This is a genomic window from Halomonas cupida, assembly GCF_900142755.1.
Taxonomy (GTDB): Bacteria; Pseudomonadota; Gammaproteobacteria; order Pseudomonadales; family Halomonadaceae; genus Halomonas; species Halomonas cupida.
Genome location: NZ_FRCA01000006.1, coordinates 210,704 through 226,951 on the forward strand (window position 1 = coordinate 210,704; position 16,248 = coordinate 226,951).

Genomic DNA, 16,248 nt, shown 5'->3' on the forward strand with positions numbered 1-16,248 from the left:
GCGCAGGATGACCAACTGATGACCTTGTTCTGGATCCCATTGCTGCCCCTGTTGGGTGTGCTTGTTCCAGCATTGGTGGCCAAACGTTCACGGCCACTGTGCACGCTAGCCACCGCTGTATTACCCGCCATTGCATTGACCATGTCGCTTGCCGCGCTGCCGGAAATCACCGCCGGTAATTTCCCGCGAGTCGCCATCGACTGGATACCCCAGCTCGGCCTGGACCTGGCCTTCCGGCTCGACGGCCTGTCGCTGATGTTCAATGTGCTGATTCTCGGCATTGGCCTGCTGATCATCCTCTACGCACACTACTACCTCGAAGCGCACGAGAAACATGCGCGCTTCTATGCCTATCTGATCCTGTTCATGGCCTCGATGGTCGGCATCGTGATGGCCGACAACCTGCTGGTATTGTGGATCTTCTGGGAATTGACCAGCCTGTCTTCGTTCCTGCTGATCGGCTTCTGGTCGCACCGCTCGGAAGCGCGCAAGGGCGCACGCATGGCGATGACCGTGACCGGTGCCGGTGGCCTCGCGCTACTCGCCGGCCTGCTGCTGCTGGGCGATATGGCCGGCAGCTTCGACATGCAGGTGGTGCTCGACAGCGGGGATGTGATTGCCGCCGACCCACGCTTCCCCTTGATGTTGGTATTGGTTCTACTGGGCGCCTTCACCAAATCGGCGCAGTTCCCGTTCCACTTCTGGCTGCCCCATGCCATGGCGGCACCTACGCCGGTATCGGCCTATCTACACTCCGCCACCATGGTCAAGGCAGGAATCTTCCTGATGGCGCGCCTGCATCCAGCACTGGCCGGCAATGATCTGTGGTCGGTACTCGTCGCCGTCACGGGCATCATCACCATGGTCTATGCGGCCTGGTTTGCACTGGTCAAGGCCGATCTCAAGGGCATCCTGGCTTTCTCGACGGTCAGCCATCTGGGACTGATCACGGTACTGCTGGGCATCGGCACCCCCATGGCTGTGCTCGCCGCCATGCTGCATATTCTCAACCACGCCACCTTCAAGGCCGCACTGTTCATGTGCTCCGGCATCATCGACCATGAAGCCGGTACCCGTGATCTATCGCGCCTCGGCAAACTGGCAAGGGCCATGCCGATCACCTGCGTGGTGATGAGTGTCGCTGGTGCAGCCATGGCCGGTATTCCGCTGTTCAACGGCTTCATCTCCAAGGAGCTGTTCTTCACCGCCACCGTCGAGAATCAGGCACTGGGCGGAGTCAGTCTGGTCCTACCGATTCTGGCCACCATCGGCGGCATACTGTCGGTTGCCTACTCGGTTCGTCTCGTGCATGCCGTATTCTTCGCCGAAGCTCGCCATGCGACGCCGAAAACACCCCATGAGCCACCGTACCTGATGCGGGCTCCCTCCGAGCTGCTGGCTGTGCTCTGCATCCTTGTCGGCCTGCTGCCCGGGGTCACCAACTGGTTGCTGGCCCCGGCCGTCACCGCGGTACTACAGCAACCGCTAGACTTCCATCTGGCCATCTGGCACGGCTTCAACCTGCCCCTGCTGATGAGCGTTGTGGCGACCGTTGCCGGTGTGCTGGTCTATGTGATGTACCGCTTCGTCAACCGCTTCATGCGCCAGTTCCCTGCACGGGATGCCAGCCTGATATTCGAGGCCAGCATTCAATGCATCGCCGATCGCGCCGAAGCAATCACCGATTATCTCGACAATGCCTCGCTCCAGCGCTTCATGGCCCTGTTGCTGACGGCGGCACTGTTGATGGCCGGTATTGGTCTGGCACACCTGGGGGATCTCACCGGCAGCAAGGGCAACCAACCACTGGATGGCGTGCTGGTGCTCGGCGCGGTCCTGCTGATCTTCACCGCCATCGGCACTGCGGTGACTCACCGCTATCGTCTGATCTCACTGCTGATGCTGTCGGTAGTTGGTCTGGTGGTGTCGCTGACCTTTGCGCGCTTTTCGGCACCGGACCTCGCCCTGACCCAGCTGTCGGTCGAGGTGGTGACCATGATTCTGCTGATGCTGGCACTGTTCTTCCTGCCTCAGCGCACCCCGCGGGAATCCAGCCCATTGCGCAGTCTGCGGGACCTGCTGTTGTGCAGTGCGCTGGGCGTGGTCGTGGCGGCGTTGAACTATGCCGTGCTGACACGCGAGACCAGCAGCATCTCCCAGTTCTTCCTCGACAACAGCGTACCCGGCGGCGGCGGGCACAATGTGGTCAACGTGATTCTGGTCGACTTCCGTGGCTTCGATACCCTTGGGGAGATCACCGTACTGGCCATTGCCGGTCTGGCGATCTACAAGCTGCTCAATCGTCTACGTCTGTTCATGCCGCATAGCGACAGCGAGGGACGAGTCTGGTGTCCGGATCGTTATCCCATGCTGCTGATGACGGTTTCGCAGACCATCCTGCCACTGGCGTTGCTGGTCTCGGTATTCATCTTCCTGCGTGGCCACAACCAACCCGGGGGTGGCTTCATCGCTGGCCTGATCACCGCCGTGGCGCTGATCCTGATCTACATGGCACGCGGCGTGGAGTGGACACAACAGCGTCTGGCCTTCCCCTATCAACCGGTGGCAATTCTCGGCGTAGGCATTGCGACCCTGACCGGGATCGGCAGCTGGTTGTTCGGGGCGCCTTTCCTGACTTCATCCTATGGCCACTTCCATATCCCGCTGGTTGGTGACATTGAATTGGCCACGGCCTTGCTGTTCGACCTTGGCGTTTATCTGGCCGTGGTCGGCGCCACACTGATGATTCTGGCCAATCTGGGCAAGGTCACTACCCCACATCGTCCCGTCAAGGTCGACCCGGAGATCCTGGCCAGAGGCCTGCACCGCGTTGATGAAAAGTCGGAAGACAAGAACGAAGGCAAGGAGACCATCTGACATGGAAATGCTCTACGCCATCACCACTGGTGTGCTGAGCGCCAGCGGACTGTATCTGATGCTGCGCGGTCGCACCTTCCCCGTGGTTGTCGGGCTGACGTTGCTCTCCTACGCCGTCAACCTGTTTCTGTTCTCGATGGGTGGCCTGACGTCCAATGCCGCAGCCATCATCGATGGTCCCGGCTCCTACGGTGACCCACTGCCCCAGGCACTGGTGTTGACCGCCATCGTCATCGGTTTTGCCATGACGGCGTTCGCCGTCATCCTGGCCATGCGGGCACGCGGTGACATGGGCAATGACCATGTCGATGGCCGCAAGGCAGAAGAGCGGGAGGATCGTCGCTGATGCTGATGTCGCATTTGATTGTTCTGCCGATCGTCCTGCCTCTGGCGACGGCGGTGGTGTTGTTGCTGTCGCGACTCGGTGGCGCTCGTTTCAAGCGTGCACTGAGCCTGGTTGCCACTCTGGCATTGCTGCTGATCAGCTTCCTGCTGTTGCGCGAGGCTGACTCCGGTACTGTCCAGTACTATGCCCTCGGCGATTGGCAGCCACCCTTCGGTATTGTCATGGTGCTGGATCGTCTGTCGGCACTGATGGTGCTGGTGACGGCGCTGCTGGCCGTCGGCTGCGTGGTCTTCGCCTGTGGCGGCGACGACGAGAAGGGCAGCAACTTCCATGGTCTGTTCCATCTTCAGCTGATGGGGATCAACGGCGCCTTCCTGACCGGCGATCTCTTCAACCTGTTCGTGTTCTTCGAGGTGCTGCTGCTGGCATCCTACGCCCTGCTGCTGCATGGCGGCGGAAAGTCGCGCATCCAGTCTGCAGTGCACTATGCGGTGCTCAACCTCGCTGGCTCAGCACTGTTCCTGTTTGCAGTCGGCATGCTTTACGGAGCTACCGGCACCCTCAACATGGCGGATATGGCGGCCGCGGTCAGCCAGCTTGATCCGGAACGCAGCGGCCTGGTGGTGGCCGGTGCACTACTGCTGTTGGTGGTGTTCGGGCTCAAGGCCGCCATTCTGCCCCTGTACTTCTGGCTGCCCCGTGCCTATGCCGCAGCACCTCCGCCGGTGGCCGCTCTCTTTGCGGTGATGACCAAGATCGGCGTGTACGCCATTCTACGGGTGTACCTGCTGATCTTCGGCGAAGACGCCGGCCCTCTGGAAGCCCTGGAACAACCCTGGGTCTGGTGGCTGGGCCTGGCCACCCTCGCCATTGCCGGTATCGGAGTACTGGCTTCACGTGACCTGCGCATGCTGGTCGCCTATCTGGTACTGGTCTCGGTAGGCACCCTGCTGGCGGGTGTCGGGATGCGCTCCCCCGCCGCTGTCTCGGCATTGCTGTTCTACCTGGTGCATACCACCCTGGTCACCGGTGGTCTGTTCCTGCTGGCCGAGATGATCGGGCTCCAGCGGGGCAAGGCCGGAACGCGCCTGGTCAAGGGACGAGCTCCCGGCATGGGCACGGCCCTGCTGTTCCTGATTGGCGCCATCACCGTGGCGGGGCTACCGCCACTGTCCGGCGCCATCGGCAAGGTACTGCTGCTGGCAGCGGCCGAAGGGGCTCAGCGCCTGTGGCTGTGGCCACTGTTGCTCGCGACAGGTCTGTGCGCACTGATCGCCCTCGCCCGGGCAGGTTCGACGCTGTTCTGGCGTGGACAGGAGAGCGATGACAACGACAGCCGCCAGTCCTGCTGGCAGTGGGCGGGAGTCTGCTGGCTGCTGGCCGCATCCCCGTTGATGGTCGTACTGGCCGGCCCCCTGACCCAATATACTGATGCCGCTGCCGTTCAGTTGAGCGAACCTTCCGTAATGATCGAGGCCCTGCTGACACCGAAAGAGGACGCATCATGACGCCACAATTCCTCGAGGGAGATGTCCGATGATTCCTGCACAACGCTGGCTACCGACGCCGGTTCTCTCGATATTGCTGCTGGTGGTGTGGTTGCTGCTGGTCAATGAGGTGTCTGTCGGGCACCTGTTGCTTGGCACCGGTCTGGCAATCGTCATCCCCCTGCTTACCCGACGTTTCTGGGACGTACAACCGGATATCGGCAATGCCTTCAAGCTGCTGCGGTTCTTTCTGCGGGTCGTCGGCGACATCATCGTCGCCAACCTGCAGGTGGCCTGGATCATCATCAATCCCTGGCGCCGCACACGGCCTCATTTTGTCGAGTATCCGCTGACTCTAGAGAAGCGCTTTACCATCACCATGCTGGCCAGCACCATCACCCTGACACCGGGCACGGTCTCGGCCAATGTGCGTATGGATGGCAAGACCCTGCTGATCCATGCACTGGATGTGGAAGACGACGAGACGCTGATTCGTACCATTCGTGAGCGCTATGAGATGCCGCTGAAGGAGATCTTCGAATGCTAGACACCGCGATCACCATCAGCGCAACGCTGGTTGGCCTGGCGCTGCTGCTGAATCTCTTTCGTCTGACCGTCGGCCCGAGCATGCCGGATCGCATTCTGGCCCTCGACACCATGTACGTGAACTCCATCGCCCTGATCATCCTGATGGGCATCTGGATGGGGACCAAGACCTACTTCGAGGCTGCCCTGCTGATCGCCATGCTCGGCTTCATCAGTACCGTTGCGGTATGCAAGTACTTGCTTCGCGGCGATATCATCGAATAAACGGAGCACAATCAAGCCATGTTCTACGTCATTCTCGAAGGGTTGATTTCCGCGTTACTGATCGCCGGCGGCCTGTTTGCCTTCATCGGCTCGCTGGGGATGGCCCACCTGCGCGACTTCTTCATGCGCCTGCATGGGCCGACCAAGGCTACCACTCTGGGGATCGGCAGCATCCTTATCGCCTCGATAATCTATTTCAGTATCATCGGTGGCGGCACCCATCTGCAGGAATTACTGATCACCATCTTCCTGTTCATTACCGCCCCGGTGAGTGCCCACCTACTGGCCAAGACAGGCCTGCACCAGCGTTTGAAATATCTCGACAAGACACGCGGCAAGCCCGTCGAGCTGCTCGAGGAAGAACAGGCCGAAACGCCTGTGATGCACTCTCCCAACCGGGAATGACCTGCCTCAGGCATCAACCATCAGGCCGCCCTTTGGGCGGCCTGTGTCATTCAACGTACGGGTTACGCTGCGCCTATAGCCAGCCCGCCAACTCTCCGACAGCAATATCAGCCAGCGCCTCGATATGATCATCGCGGTCGTTGAGACAGGGAATGTAGGTAAAGCGCTCTCCTCCTGCCGCCAGGAAACTATCGCGAATTTCCTGCTGGATCTCCTCAAGAGTTTCCACACAGTCCGTTGCAAAGGCTGGAGACAACACAGCGATATGGCGGTGACCGGCCCGCGCCAGTTCAGCCACCTTGTCCACGGTCGCCGGGCCGAGCCACTCCTCGGGACCGAACTTCGACTGGAAGGTAGTAATGAGACGCCCCTCCTCAAGCCCCAACTGCTCACCCAGCAACCTGGTCGTCTTGCAGCACTGGCAGTAGTAAGGGTCTCCATCACGCAGGAATCGCTGTGGTACACCATGGTAGGACGCCACCAACGCTGAAGGCCAACCATCCTCTCCCGTCTCGTCCTCTCCCAGCACATCACGCACCGACGATGCCAGGGCCTGCATGTAGCCGCTGTGCTCGAAGTACGCCGGCACCGTTCGCGCCGCCGGTTGCCACTTGAGCTTCATCAGTGAACGGAAGAAATGATCACAGGCCGTTGCCGTGGTCGGTGAGGCATATTGCGGGTAGAGCGGGAAGAACAGGATGCGCTGACAACCCCGGGCCTGCAGCTCGCGCACGGCACTGTCCGTGGAGGGGTTGCCGTAGCGCATGCCATAGGCAACTTCGATGCGGTCACCAAAGCGTTCACCAAGCACTTCCGACAACTTTTCTGCCTGACGTCGAGTGGTGGTCAGCAGCGGGCTTTCATCCTGCTCATGATTCCAGATGCTGCGATAGGCGTGCCCCGAGGCAAAGGGCCGTCGACTGAGGATCACCAGCTGCAGCAACGGTTGCCACAACCAACGTGGGTAATCCACCACGCGCTGATCGGACAGGAACTCGCTGAGATATCGACGCATCGACCAGTAGTCGGTGCCATCCGGTGTCCCGAGATTGACAATCAGCACTCCAAGTCGTTGATGCTCCACTGCCACGTGGTCGGCGGGAGCATGTTCAGGTCGCGCTGCGCCTGTGCTCTCAACGGAAGGCATCGAGTACATCTCAGCAGTGTCCGGATTGGCCATCGAGTCGCTTACCTCACTGGATGAAAAGAAAGACCTGAGCAGAAAACGCCGTCAAGGTTACCACCAGCCACGGATCGACTCGAATGAACTTCGGCTATCATCGCCATTGCTCCCCCCTGTTCCACGGCCAGTACCCTGTCATTCTGCCGACAACAAGTGGAAACCCCATGCGACCGACGAAAGCAGCCCCGGGAGGACATTCAGTGAGAAGATCAGAGCAGTGGGAAGATCAGGGGATAGCGCGATGATCCGCGCCCGGTGCCCTGGCGATCATTGCCAGGGGCTTGTGGAGGGAGAGCGTGCGCTCTCGGACTGCACTATCAAGGAAGGAGGTAGTTCGACTACCGGTTGTCACGAAACACTTGTTGCAGACGCTAACGTCAGTCTGATGAGGCTTTTCAGAAAACCAGCGGGGTACGCGATGCCAACGGCTGATGGTAGTGAGCTTCACGCCCGACCACTTCATCGTTGGCCACGTGGTGGACCAGATAGGCCCGATGAATATCGGCCCGCTTCAGCTCCAGATAGACATCATCCAGCGACCGGAACAGTACCGGCTTGCCACGGCGACCGATAACACTACGCTGCCCTTCGACATCTTCCAGTTCCACCTGGTAGAAACGATTGCCGGCATGGCTAATGACACGAATCTCGAAGTTATCGTGTTGTTCTACAAAGGACTTTAGCTCCTGTAATTCCATCATATCTCTCACCTCTACTATCCATATCCAATTGTTCGTCCATGGTGTCAGGTGCAGTGCCTCGCAAGTTCCTTGTGTTTCAGATCCATCAAGGGCCTTCTGGCCACTGATTCAGCATGAAACGCTGAAATCATGCCAGCTTGTGAAACACCACACCCACCAATTCATCCTACAGCCTGACCATCGTCAGTGACAGTACGATGACGTATGGACTGATTCATCTGACGACACGCAGGGCAGTAGGTTCCTGCCACACTATTAACATGGCAATCAAATAGCTCATCCTGATCGATTTGATTGTCGTCCGCACCACACTGGCGCAGATACGCGGATCTGCTGGTGTGGTGCGGTCTCGCGTCGGCCTGATGGCCGACGGCGGCACGTCCATGTGCCGCAATTAACCCAACATAAAAGCATGCCGGGTTAATAAGATCCATGAATAACACAGTAACTTCAAAAAGTTACCGGAAGGAAAGACGGACAACACGAGGAGGCAGGAAAACGCCCGGTCACTTGACCGGGCGCAGGAATTCAGAGGATTACTGATATTCGGAAGGGTCGATGGCCTTGCCCAGAGAGTTGCGATCAACCCACTTTCCGGCCTTGGTCTCCTTGTAGCGAAACACAACTCGATCACCCACCACCACCGGCAGCTCCGCATCCTCAGTCTGGTAACTGTAGGACTCCCCCTCGACCACCAGTTGATAACGATAGAGGTCCGGCATGCCCAGCCATTCCTTGAACGGGCCTTCCCGCTCTACCGATGTCAGAACGCCGCGTGCTTCCAGCTTCGGGGCACGCTGCCGGTTACCGCGTCGAAATCCGCCTGCCATGGTTATACAGTCTCCAGAATAGGGGTAACAAAAGAGCTCACATTGGGAAAAGAGCTCGAGAAATCCTGATGCCCAACGCTTCGATCTCTACTCGCCGAAGCCATCGACGTAGGCATCAGGCGCAAGATCCTCGAAACGGGTGTACTTGCCGATGAACGCCATATGTACCGTACCGATCGGGCCGTTACGCTGCTTGCCGATGATGAACTCGGCCAGCCCCTTGTTATCGGGGTTATCGGAATTGTAGACCTCATCGCGATAGACAAAGCCAATCAAGTCAGCATCCTGCTCGATGGCGCCGGATTCACGCAGATCCGACATTACCGGACGCTTGTTGGGCCGCTGCTCCAGCGAGCGGTTGAGCTGTGACAGTGCCACCACCGGACAACCAAACTCCTTGGCCAGACCCTTGAGTGAGCGCGAGATCTCGGAAATCTCACCGGTACGGTTCTCGGAGAATCCCGGTATCTGCATCAACTGCAGATAGTCGATCATGACCAGAGAGATGCTACCGTGCTCACGAACAATGCGTCGGATACGGGAGCGCATCTCATTGGGCGACAAGGCTGCGGTGTCATCGATGAACAGTTGCTTGTCCTTGAGCAGGTTGACCGCCGAGGTCAGGCGCGGCCAATCCTCATCCTCGAGCTGACCACTCCGCACTCGAGTCTGGTCAATGCGACCGAGGGACGACAGCATACGCAACATGATCGACTCGGCGGGCATCTCCATCGAGAAGACCACCACCGGCTTGTCACTGGATACGACCGCATGCTCGACCAGGTTCATGGCAAAGGTCGTCTTGCCCATGGAAGGACGGCCGGCCACGATGACCAGGTCGGAGGGCTGCAAGCCCGAGGTCATGTCATCAAGATCACGGAAGCCGGTGGACAGCCCCGTCATCTGACCCTGCATGTTGAACAGCTCATCGATGCGATCGACGGCCTTGGTCAACAGCTCACTCATGCCGATCGGGCCACCGGCCTTGGGCCGGTCCTCACTGATCTGGAAAACCAGCCGTTCGGCTTCGTTGACCAGCTCATCGGAAGGGCGACCACTGGGACTGAAGGCGCTGTCGGCAATCTGGTTGGCCGCCTCGATCAGCTTGCGCAGTGTCGCGCGCTCGCGAACGATATCGGCATAAGCCCGGATATTGCTCGCAGACGGCGTGTTACGCGCCAGCTCAGCCAGATAGGCCAGCCCTCCGACACTGTCCAACTGATCCCGAGCCTCGAGAGCCTCGGAAAGTGTGATGACATCCAGCGGCTGGCTGCCTTCCGCCAGCCCGATCATGGCATTGAAGATCAAGCGGTGCTCATAACGATAGAAATCGCCTGCCGACAACCGCTCCGAGACACCGTCCCAGGCCTGGTTGTCGAGCATCAGACCACCCAGCACCGACTGTTCCGCTTCCACGGAATGGGGAGGGACCTTCAACGCGGCGGCTTCCCGGTCGAGCTCCTGAACTTCACTCATGCACGCACACCCTGGCTGATTCGAGCCTCGTCATTCTACCTTATCTGTCTCAAGCTGCGAGCCAGGCATTTCGGAAGCACAAAAAAGCGCGGGAAGGAGAAACTCCTCCCCGCGCCCCGGTAGCTCGTGGCGCCTGTTACTCGGCCACGACCACCACGCGAACGGTCGCGTCGACTTCGGCATGCAGGTGCAGGACGATGTCGTATTCGCCAGTGTTGCGAATCGGACCTTCCGGCATACGCACTTCGCTCTTGGCGACTTCGATCCCGGCGCTGGAAATGGCTTCAGCCAGATCGCGCGGACCGATGGAACCGAACAGCTTGCCTTCGTCACCGGCCTTGGCTACCAGAGACAGCTCGATGTCGTTGAGCTGCTCTGCACGAGCTTCGGCAGCGGCCTTGCGCTCGGCGGCCTGAGCTTCGAGCTCGGCACGCTGGGCTTCAAAAGCAGCGACGTTGTCCTTGGTGGCCGGTACGGCGAGGCCGTAGGGCACCAGGTAGTTACGACCGTAACCAGGCTTGACGGTGACCTTGTCACCCAGACCGCCCAGCTTACCAATGTTGTCGAGCAGAATGACTTCCATCTCGTAAACCTCTTGTCAGTTGTCGTGGCCCAGACGCCTGCGGATATCCAGCAGGGTATCGAGCATGGCCACAACCAGAACGATGAGAATCATGGGCTGGAGGATGATCAGCATCACGTAGAACGCGACCAACCACACCCCGTTCATTCCCTTACGTCCAACCACACCGTGAATCAGTCCTATGCCGGCCATCAGGATCGGCAGTCCCGCCAGGTAGGCCACTTCGCCATGGGCGGTGATATAGCCCACTGCCAGCAACGCTACCAGCACCAGCAGTTCGCGCGAGTTCAAACGCAGAGCGTGGAACTCCTCACGAAAGCCGCCGGGGTTATACAACCCGGCCTGCCAGGCTCGCGCCAGAATCAGCGCCAGCACTGCCAGAGACGGCGCTGCACAGGCCCGAACCAGGACAATCAACTCCGTCAGCATCTGCTGGGAACTGATCCCGTATTCGGCGGCCATCTGGTCGATCATCGACACATAGTCCGGCCAGGCCTGACGCATCTGCTCCAGCAACAGGCCGGTGTCGAGCCCGGAGGCATAGACGCCCAGCTGGGTCAGTACCATCCCGCCGACAGCCCCTGCGATCAGCGCTTCGCTCCAGCGGACGCGTGAGCGCAGTACCGCAGCCATCAGCAGTGCCAACAGCGTTGTCGCCAACGGCACCGGCTCTCCCTGAGTCCACCACCAACCGGCGGGGACCAGCGAAGCGGCAGCGACCGGCAGAGAGTTGGTCACCCCCCGCCGCAACGCCACCAGTGCAACGATGGCTGAACCGAACCAGAACACCATCAGGAACGGTGCAATGGACGTCAGCAGTACAATCGCAGCGGCCTGTGGCGTCCCTTTCATCGACCAGCGGGCGATGGGCAGCATAAGCTGAATCTTACTGGTGGCTGTCGGTGTAGGGCAGCAGGGCCAGGTAGCGCGCGCGCTTGATCGCGGTAGACAGCTGGCGCTGATAACGGGCCTTGGTTCCGGTGATACGGCTGGGAACGATCTTGCCGGTCTCGGTGATGTAAGCCTTGAGCGTGTCCAGATCCTTGTAGTCGATCTGCTTCACGCCTTCAGCGGTGAAACGGCAGAACTTACGGCGACGGAAAAAACGTGCCATGGGTAGACTCCTTAAAACGTGCGATGAGTGACTTAGGCAGATTCAGCGGTGCGCGGCTTTTCTTCGCGACGGGCACGCTTCTCTTCGGTCGGCTTCATCATCGGAGACGCTTCGGTGATGGCTTCCTTGCAGCGCACCACCAGGCTGCGGATGATGGCGTCGTTGAAGCGGAAGATGTTCTCGATTTCCTCGAGAGTCTCGCCTTCGGCTTCGACATTCATCAGCACGTAGTGAGCCTTGTGGATCTTGTTGATCGGGTAGGCCAGGTGACGGCGACCCCAATCCTCGAGACGATGAACAGTACCGCCATTCTCGGTCACGATGCTGGTGTAGCGCTCGACCATGGCCGGAACCTGCTCACTCTGGTCCGGGTGGACCATGAAAACGATCTCGTAGTGACGCATGGTTTCTCCTTTCGGTTTGGCAGCTTCCTCGAGGACCGCAAATACGGCACCGGGGGAAGCAAGGAGTGATAGTTGAAAACCTTGAGCCCGCACTGGACGCACGGGCGCCAAGATTCTATAGGAAGGGGCGCCAGGACACAAGCCAAGGACGCATCAACAACTCACGACAAGGGTATCGCTCAAGCAAGGCTCATAGCACGCGACCCACATGGACGTGGGAAGTGCGTGTTCGTGTCGGGAACACGAATAGCCGACCCACATGGACGTGGGAAGTGCGTGTTCGTGTCGGGAACACGAATAGCCGACCCACAGTGCACATGCTCGTAGCTCGTAGCTCGTAGCTCGTAGCTCGTAGCTCGTAGCCTCAGTATTACCCCTTACCGCCTACCAACCGCTGCCGAACAATCTCGAACAGGCAGACACCTGCTGCCACCGAGACATTGAGGCTCGACACCTGGCCGGCCATGGGCAACTTGACCAGCCGATCACAGGCTTCACGGGTCAAGCGGCGCATACCCTTGCCCTCCGCCCCCATGACCAGCGCTGTAGGGCCGGCAAGATCCACCTCGAACAGACTATGCTCGGCTTCACCGGCAGTTCCAGTGATCCAGACGCCATGCTCCTTGAGACGCTCCATGGCGCGAGCCAGATTGGTGACCTGATAGACCGGGACATTTTCGGCAGCGCCACAGGCGACCTTGCGCACCGTGGCATTGAGCGGCGCCGAACGGTCCTTCGGCACGATAACGCCATGCACACCGGCCGCGTCGGCACTACGCAGACAGGCTCCCATATTATGGACATCGGTCACGCCATCCAGCACCAGCAACAGCGGAGGGCTGTCATGGGTCCAGGCCTTGAGCCGCAACCACAAAGACTCCTCTCCCTCTGGGGCCAACGGCGCACAGAAGGCAATGATCCCCTGATGCGACGCCCCCTGAGCCAGCCAGTCAAGCTCATCACGTGACAACGTTTTCATGCGCGCGCCGCGGCTGCGCGCCTGCTCGATCAGCTCAGCGAGCCGACGCCCAGCGTCGCCGTCCTGAACCCAGATCTCTCGCGGAGCCTCACCACGCTCCAGCATCGCCTTGACGGCATGTACGCCAAAGACACTATCCAGCCCATTTGGCGCAGTCGCGCCCGGACCACGACGACGTTGTGGTTTTCCCTTGCTGGCCACCCTTATCTCCTGTTGCGACGGCGTCTGCCGCCCTTGCTCTTGCCGTCGTCCTTGCTCTCGGCAACATCTGGCGTTTTCTTCGACTTGCGACTCGCTTCGCTGTCACCAGCCTTGCTGGACGCCGGCGCCTTGCTGCGCTTCTGTCGGCTACTCTTGCCTGCCGCCGGCTTGCCTGTTGTCTGCCCGGATGAGTCGGCGGAACCGGAGCGACGCTTGCGAGGTGCACGGCGCGGGCGCGGCTTGGCATCCGCCATCTCGAAGTCAATCTTGCGGTCATCGAGGTCGACACGTGCAACCTGCACCGTCACGCCATCGCCGAGACGATAGCTGGTCCCCGTGCGCTCCCCCTTGAGACGATGCTTCTCCGGCTCATAGTGGTAGTAGTCGGAAGGCAGAGAAGTGACATGCACCAGGCCTTCGACATAGACCTCTTCCAGGCGCACGAAGATACCGAACTGGGTTACCGAGGCGATGGTGCCCTCGTAGGTCTCGCCCAGCTTGTCGGACATGAACTCGCACTTGAGCCAGCCCTCGACATCGCGGGTGGCGTCATCAGCACGCCGCTCGGTCATCGAGCAATGCTCACCCAGCTCAAGCATCTGCTCGAAGGTATAGGGGCACCACTTGCTCGGCGGCTCGACCGGAGCACCCTCCGCCCGCAGCACAGTATTGGTCTGACGGGGACCGCGGATCACCGAGCGAATGGCCCGGTGTACCAGCAGATCCGGATAGCGACGAATCGGCGATGTGAAGTGGGCATAGGCCGGATAGGCCAGACCAAAGTGGCCTTCGTTGTGAGGCGAATACACTGCCTGGCTCATCGAGCGCAGCATCACCGTCTGGATGATGTCGGCATCGTCGCGATCACGGATCGCTTCGGCCAGTTCCTGGTAATCCTGAGGCGTCGGCGCATCACCGCCGCCTACCGACATCCCGAGCTCGTTGAGGAACAGCCGCAGCTTGTCGAGACGCTCCGGAGAGGGACGCTCATGGATCCGGTACAGTGCCGGCAGGTCATGCTTGTCAAGGAAGCGCGCAGTCGCCACGTTGGCGGCCAGCATGCACTCCTCGATGATCTTGTGGGCATCATTGCGCGACCGCGGGACAATCTTCTCGATCTTGCGCTCATCATTGAAGATGATGGCGGTTTCTGTGGTCTCGAAGTCAATCGCGCCACGCTCGGTGCGGGCCTCGCGCAACAGCTTGTAGAGGCCGTGGAGGTTCTTCAATGACGGCACCAGCGACTTGTATTCACGACGCAGCGCCTCGCCCTCCTCGCCTTCATCCTGAAGGATCGCCGTCACCTTGTTGTAGGTCAAACGGGCATGGGAACGGAACACCGCCTCGTAGAAACGATAGCGACTGATGGTCCCGCTCCTGGAGATATTCATCTCGCAGACCAGCGCCAGACGGTCGACACCGGGATTCAGTGAGCACAGTCCATTGGACAGCAGCTCCGGCAGCATCGGGACGACCTGACCGGGGAAATAGACCGAGTTGCCACGCGACAGGGCCTCGGTATCCAGTGGCGTGCCGGGCCTGACGTAGTGCGATACATCCGCAATCGCCACCAGCAGCTTCCAACTGCCCGAGCGCGTCTTGTAGGCACAGACGGCATCGTCAAAGTCCCTGGCGCTCTCGTCATCGATAGTGACCAGCGGCTTGTCTCGCAGGTCGACACGATGCAGCTTGTCGTCCTCGTCCACCTCCGCCGACATGCTGGCGATCTGGTCGGTGACGTCCATCGGAAACTCTGCGGGAATCTCGTAGCTGCGCAGGGCGATATCGATTTCCATGCCCGGGTCCATACGCTCCCCCAGCACCTCGATGATCTCGCCGACTGGCTGGGAGCGCGTCTCCGGCTGCTTGACGATGCGCGCCGACACAACCTGGCCGTCCTCGGCACCTGCTCGAGCACTATGCGGAATCATCACTTCCAGCGCGATACGGCTGTTCTCCGGGATCAACACCCCGAACTCCGGCGTATTGGCACGGTAGACACCCACGATGGTCTCAGTGTTGCGTGACAACACTTCCACCACCGTGGCCTCATCGCGCCCACGTCGATCACGTCCACTGACCCGTACCAGCACATGGTCGCCATGGAAGACACGACGCATCTGACGAGGCGGCATCACCAGGTCCGGCTTCTTGCCATCATCACGCAGCAGGAAACCAAATCCATCACGGTGCCCCAGCACCTTGCCCTTGATCAGATCCAGCTTGTTGATCAGCGCGAAAGCGCCTCGCCGGTTGCGCAATACCTGTCCGTCGCGCTCCATGGCTCCCAGCCGCCGACGCACCGCTTCACGCAGGTCCTCGTCGGCCAGGCCGAGCTGATCGCTCATCTCCTCATGGGAGATCGGCGTACCGATTTCCTCGAGGCGCTGAAGCAGGTATTCGCGAGAAGGAGCGGGCTTGTCGTACTTGTGAGCCTCGCGGCTGGCGTGGGGGTCGCTGTCGAGCGTCCAGTGAGTCATGCGGCATGCATCCTTGACGGGGTCGGAGACGGTAACTGGGCGCCGGCAGCCGGGCGCGAGCAGAAGTTCTCTACGTTGATTTCACTTGTCATGCGCGAAGTATAGCGCCGCAGCGGACCACACCCCAAGCTCAGCGACCAGTTACGGACCGAGAGCGGCGAGTCATACAGGGCGGGAAGAGGGATCCCGAGGCTGCCTCGGAAGTCGCGAGAAGGGCTCAGACCGACACACCAGAAACGCAAAAAACCGCGTCAATACGCGGCCTCTTCATGACTCTCCGGCATATCCAGGCTGCCCAATGAGTCGGTTATCTCTACATGACAGATTGTGTCATGACATGGTGCCCAGGAGAGGACTTGAACCTCCACGTCC

At 60.1% G+C, this 16,248-nt stretch carries 17 protein-coding genes; 6 read left to right on the forward strand and 11 right to left on the reverse strand.

Translation table 11 applies throughout. The annotated features are described in order from the left end of the window. The first annotated feature begins 18 nt into the window (after positions 1 to 18). Genes BUE38_RS12865 through BUE38_RS12890 form a run of 6 tightly spaced genes read left to right on the forward strand, consistent with a single transcriptional unit; the run spans position 19 to position 5,925 of the window. Positions 19 to 2,877, forward strand: a complete 2,859-nt coding sequence (locus tag BUE38_RS12865; protein WP_084541918.1) for a monovalent cation/H+ antiporter subunit A — start codon at positions 19 to 21, stop codon at positions 2,875 to 2,877. Between the two features lies 1 nt (position 2,878). Beyond that, entirely contained in the window at positions 2,879 to 3,223 is a 345-nt protein-coding gene (locus BUE38_RS12870; RefSeq protein ID WP_073435618.1) for a Na+/H+ antiporter subunit C, read from the forward strand. A gap of 2 nt (positions 3,224 to 3,225) precedes the next feature. Continuing rightward, a complete protein-coding gene (locus tag BUE38_RS12875; RefSeq protein ID WP_073435678.1) occupies positions 3,226 to 4,731 on the forward strand; it encodes a monovalent cation/H+ antiporter subunit D in 1,506 nt (501 codons plus the stop codon). Between the two features lie 28 nt (positions 4,732 to 4,759). Next, positions 4,760 to 5,257: a Na+/H+ antiporter subunit E gene (locus BUE38_RS12880; protein ID WP_073435619.1), complete on the forward strand. Its 498-nt coding sequence runs from the start codon at positions 4,760 to 4,762 to the stop codon at positions 5,255 to 5,257. After that, the gene (locus BUE38_RS12885) at positions 5,251 to 5,520 is read left to right on the forward strand and encodes a K+/H+ antiporter subunit F (RefSeq protein ID WP_073435620.1); all 270 of its coding nucleotides are present in this window, start codon (positions 5,251 to 5,253) and stop codon (positions 5,518 to 5,520) included. Before BUE38_RS12880 ends, BUE38_RS12885 begins: the two co-directional genes overlap by 7 nt. A gap of 18 nt (positions 5,521 to 5,538) precedes the next feature. Then, a complete protein-coding gene (locus BUE38_RS12890) occupies positions 5,539 to 5,925 on the forward strand; it encodes a Na+/H+ antiporter subunit G (RefSeq protein WP_073435621.1) in 387 nt (128 codons plus the stop codon). 73 nt (positions 5,926 to 5,998) lie between these two features. Here the strand turns inward: BUE38_RS12890 and hemH are convergent, their stop codons facing one another. The 11 genes from hemH to rnr all read right to left on the reverse strand — a co-directional run bounded on the left by hemH (position 5,999) and on the right by rnr (position 15,876). Next, a complete protein-coding gene (gene hemH / locus BUE38_RS12895; RefSeq protein ID WP_234986962.1) occupies positions 5,999 to 7,072 on the reverse strand; it encodes a ferrochelatase in 1,074 nt (357 codons plus the stop codon). 431 nt (positions 7,073 to 7,503) lie between these two features. Continuing rightward, the gene (locus BUE38_RS12900; RefSeq protein WP_073435680.1) at positions 7,504 to 7,806 is read right to left on the reverse strand and encodes a DUF6482 family protein; all 303 of its coding nucleotides are present in this window, start codon (positions 7,804 to 7,806) and stop codon (positions 7,504 to 7,506) included. Positions 7,807 to 7,970: 164 nt separating this feature from the next. After that, the gene (locus BUE38_RS22560) at positions 7,971 to 8,243 is read right to left on the reverse strand and encodes a hypothetical protein (protein WP_143166308.1); all 273 of its coding nucleotides are present in this window, start codon (positions 8,241 to 8,243) and stop codon (positions 7,971 to 7,973) included. A 102-nt stretch (positions 8,244 to 8,345) separates the two neighbouring features. Continuing rightward, positions 8,346 to 8,639, reverse strand: coding sequence for a hypothetical protein (locus BUE38_RS12905; protein WP_073435622.1), 294 nt, complete (start codon positions 8,637 to 8,639; stop codon positions 8,346 to 8,348). Between the two features lie 87 nt (positions 8,640 to 8,726). Continuing rightward, positions 8,727 to 10,115 (reverse strand): replicative DNA helicase, encoded by a 1,389-nt coding sequence (gene dnaB / locus BUE38_RS12910; protein ID WP_073435623.1) that lies wholly within the window; start codon positions 10,113 to 10,115, stop codon positions 8,727 to 8,729. 136 nt (positions 10,116 to 10,251) lie between these two features. Further along, positions 10,252 to 10,698, reverse strand: coding sequence for a 50S ribosomal protein L9 (rplI, locus tag BUE38_RS12915; protein ID WP_073435624.1), 447 nt, complete (start codon positions 10,696 to 10,698; stop codon positions 10,252 to 10,254). 15 nt (positions 10,699 to 10,713) lie between these two features. Continuing rightward, positions 10,714 to 11,574, reverse strand: a complete 861-nt coding sequence (locus BUE38_RS12920) for a DUF2232 domain-containing protein (RefSeq protein WP_073435625.1) — start codon at positions 11,572 to 11,574, stop codon at positions 10,714 to 10,716. Between the two features lie 10 nt (positions 11,575 to 11,584). Then, positions 11,585 to 11,812, reverse strand: coding sequence for a 30S ribosomal protein S18 (rpsR, locus tag BUE38_RS12925; RefSeq protein WP_016853668.1), 228 nt, complete (start codon positions 11,810 to 11,812; stop codon positions 11,585 to 11,587). 32 nt (positions 11,813 to 11,844) lie between these two features. Beyond that, entirely contained in the window at positions 11,845 to 12,216 is a 372-nt protein-coding gene (rpsF, locus tag BUE38_RS12930; RefSeq protein ID WP_073435626.1) for a 30S ribosomal protein S6, read from the reverse strand. Between the two features lie 370 nt (positions 12,217 to 12,586). After that, entirely contained in the window at positions 12,587 to 13,396 is an 810-nt protein-coding gene (rlmB, locus tag BUE38_RS12935; protein ID WP_073435627.1) for a 23S rRNA (guanosine(2251)-2'-O)-methyltransferase RlmB, read from the reverse strand. Between the two features lie 2 nt (positions 13,397 to 13,398). After that, a complete protein-coding gene (gene rnr / locus BUE38_RS12940) occupies positions 13,399 to 15,876 on the reverse strand; it encodes a ribonuclease R (RefSeq protein ID WP_073435628.1) in 2,478 nt (825 codons plus the stop codon). Positions 15,877 to 16,248 lie beyond the last annotated feature (372 nt).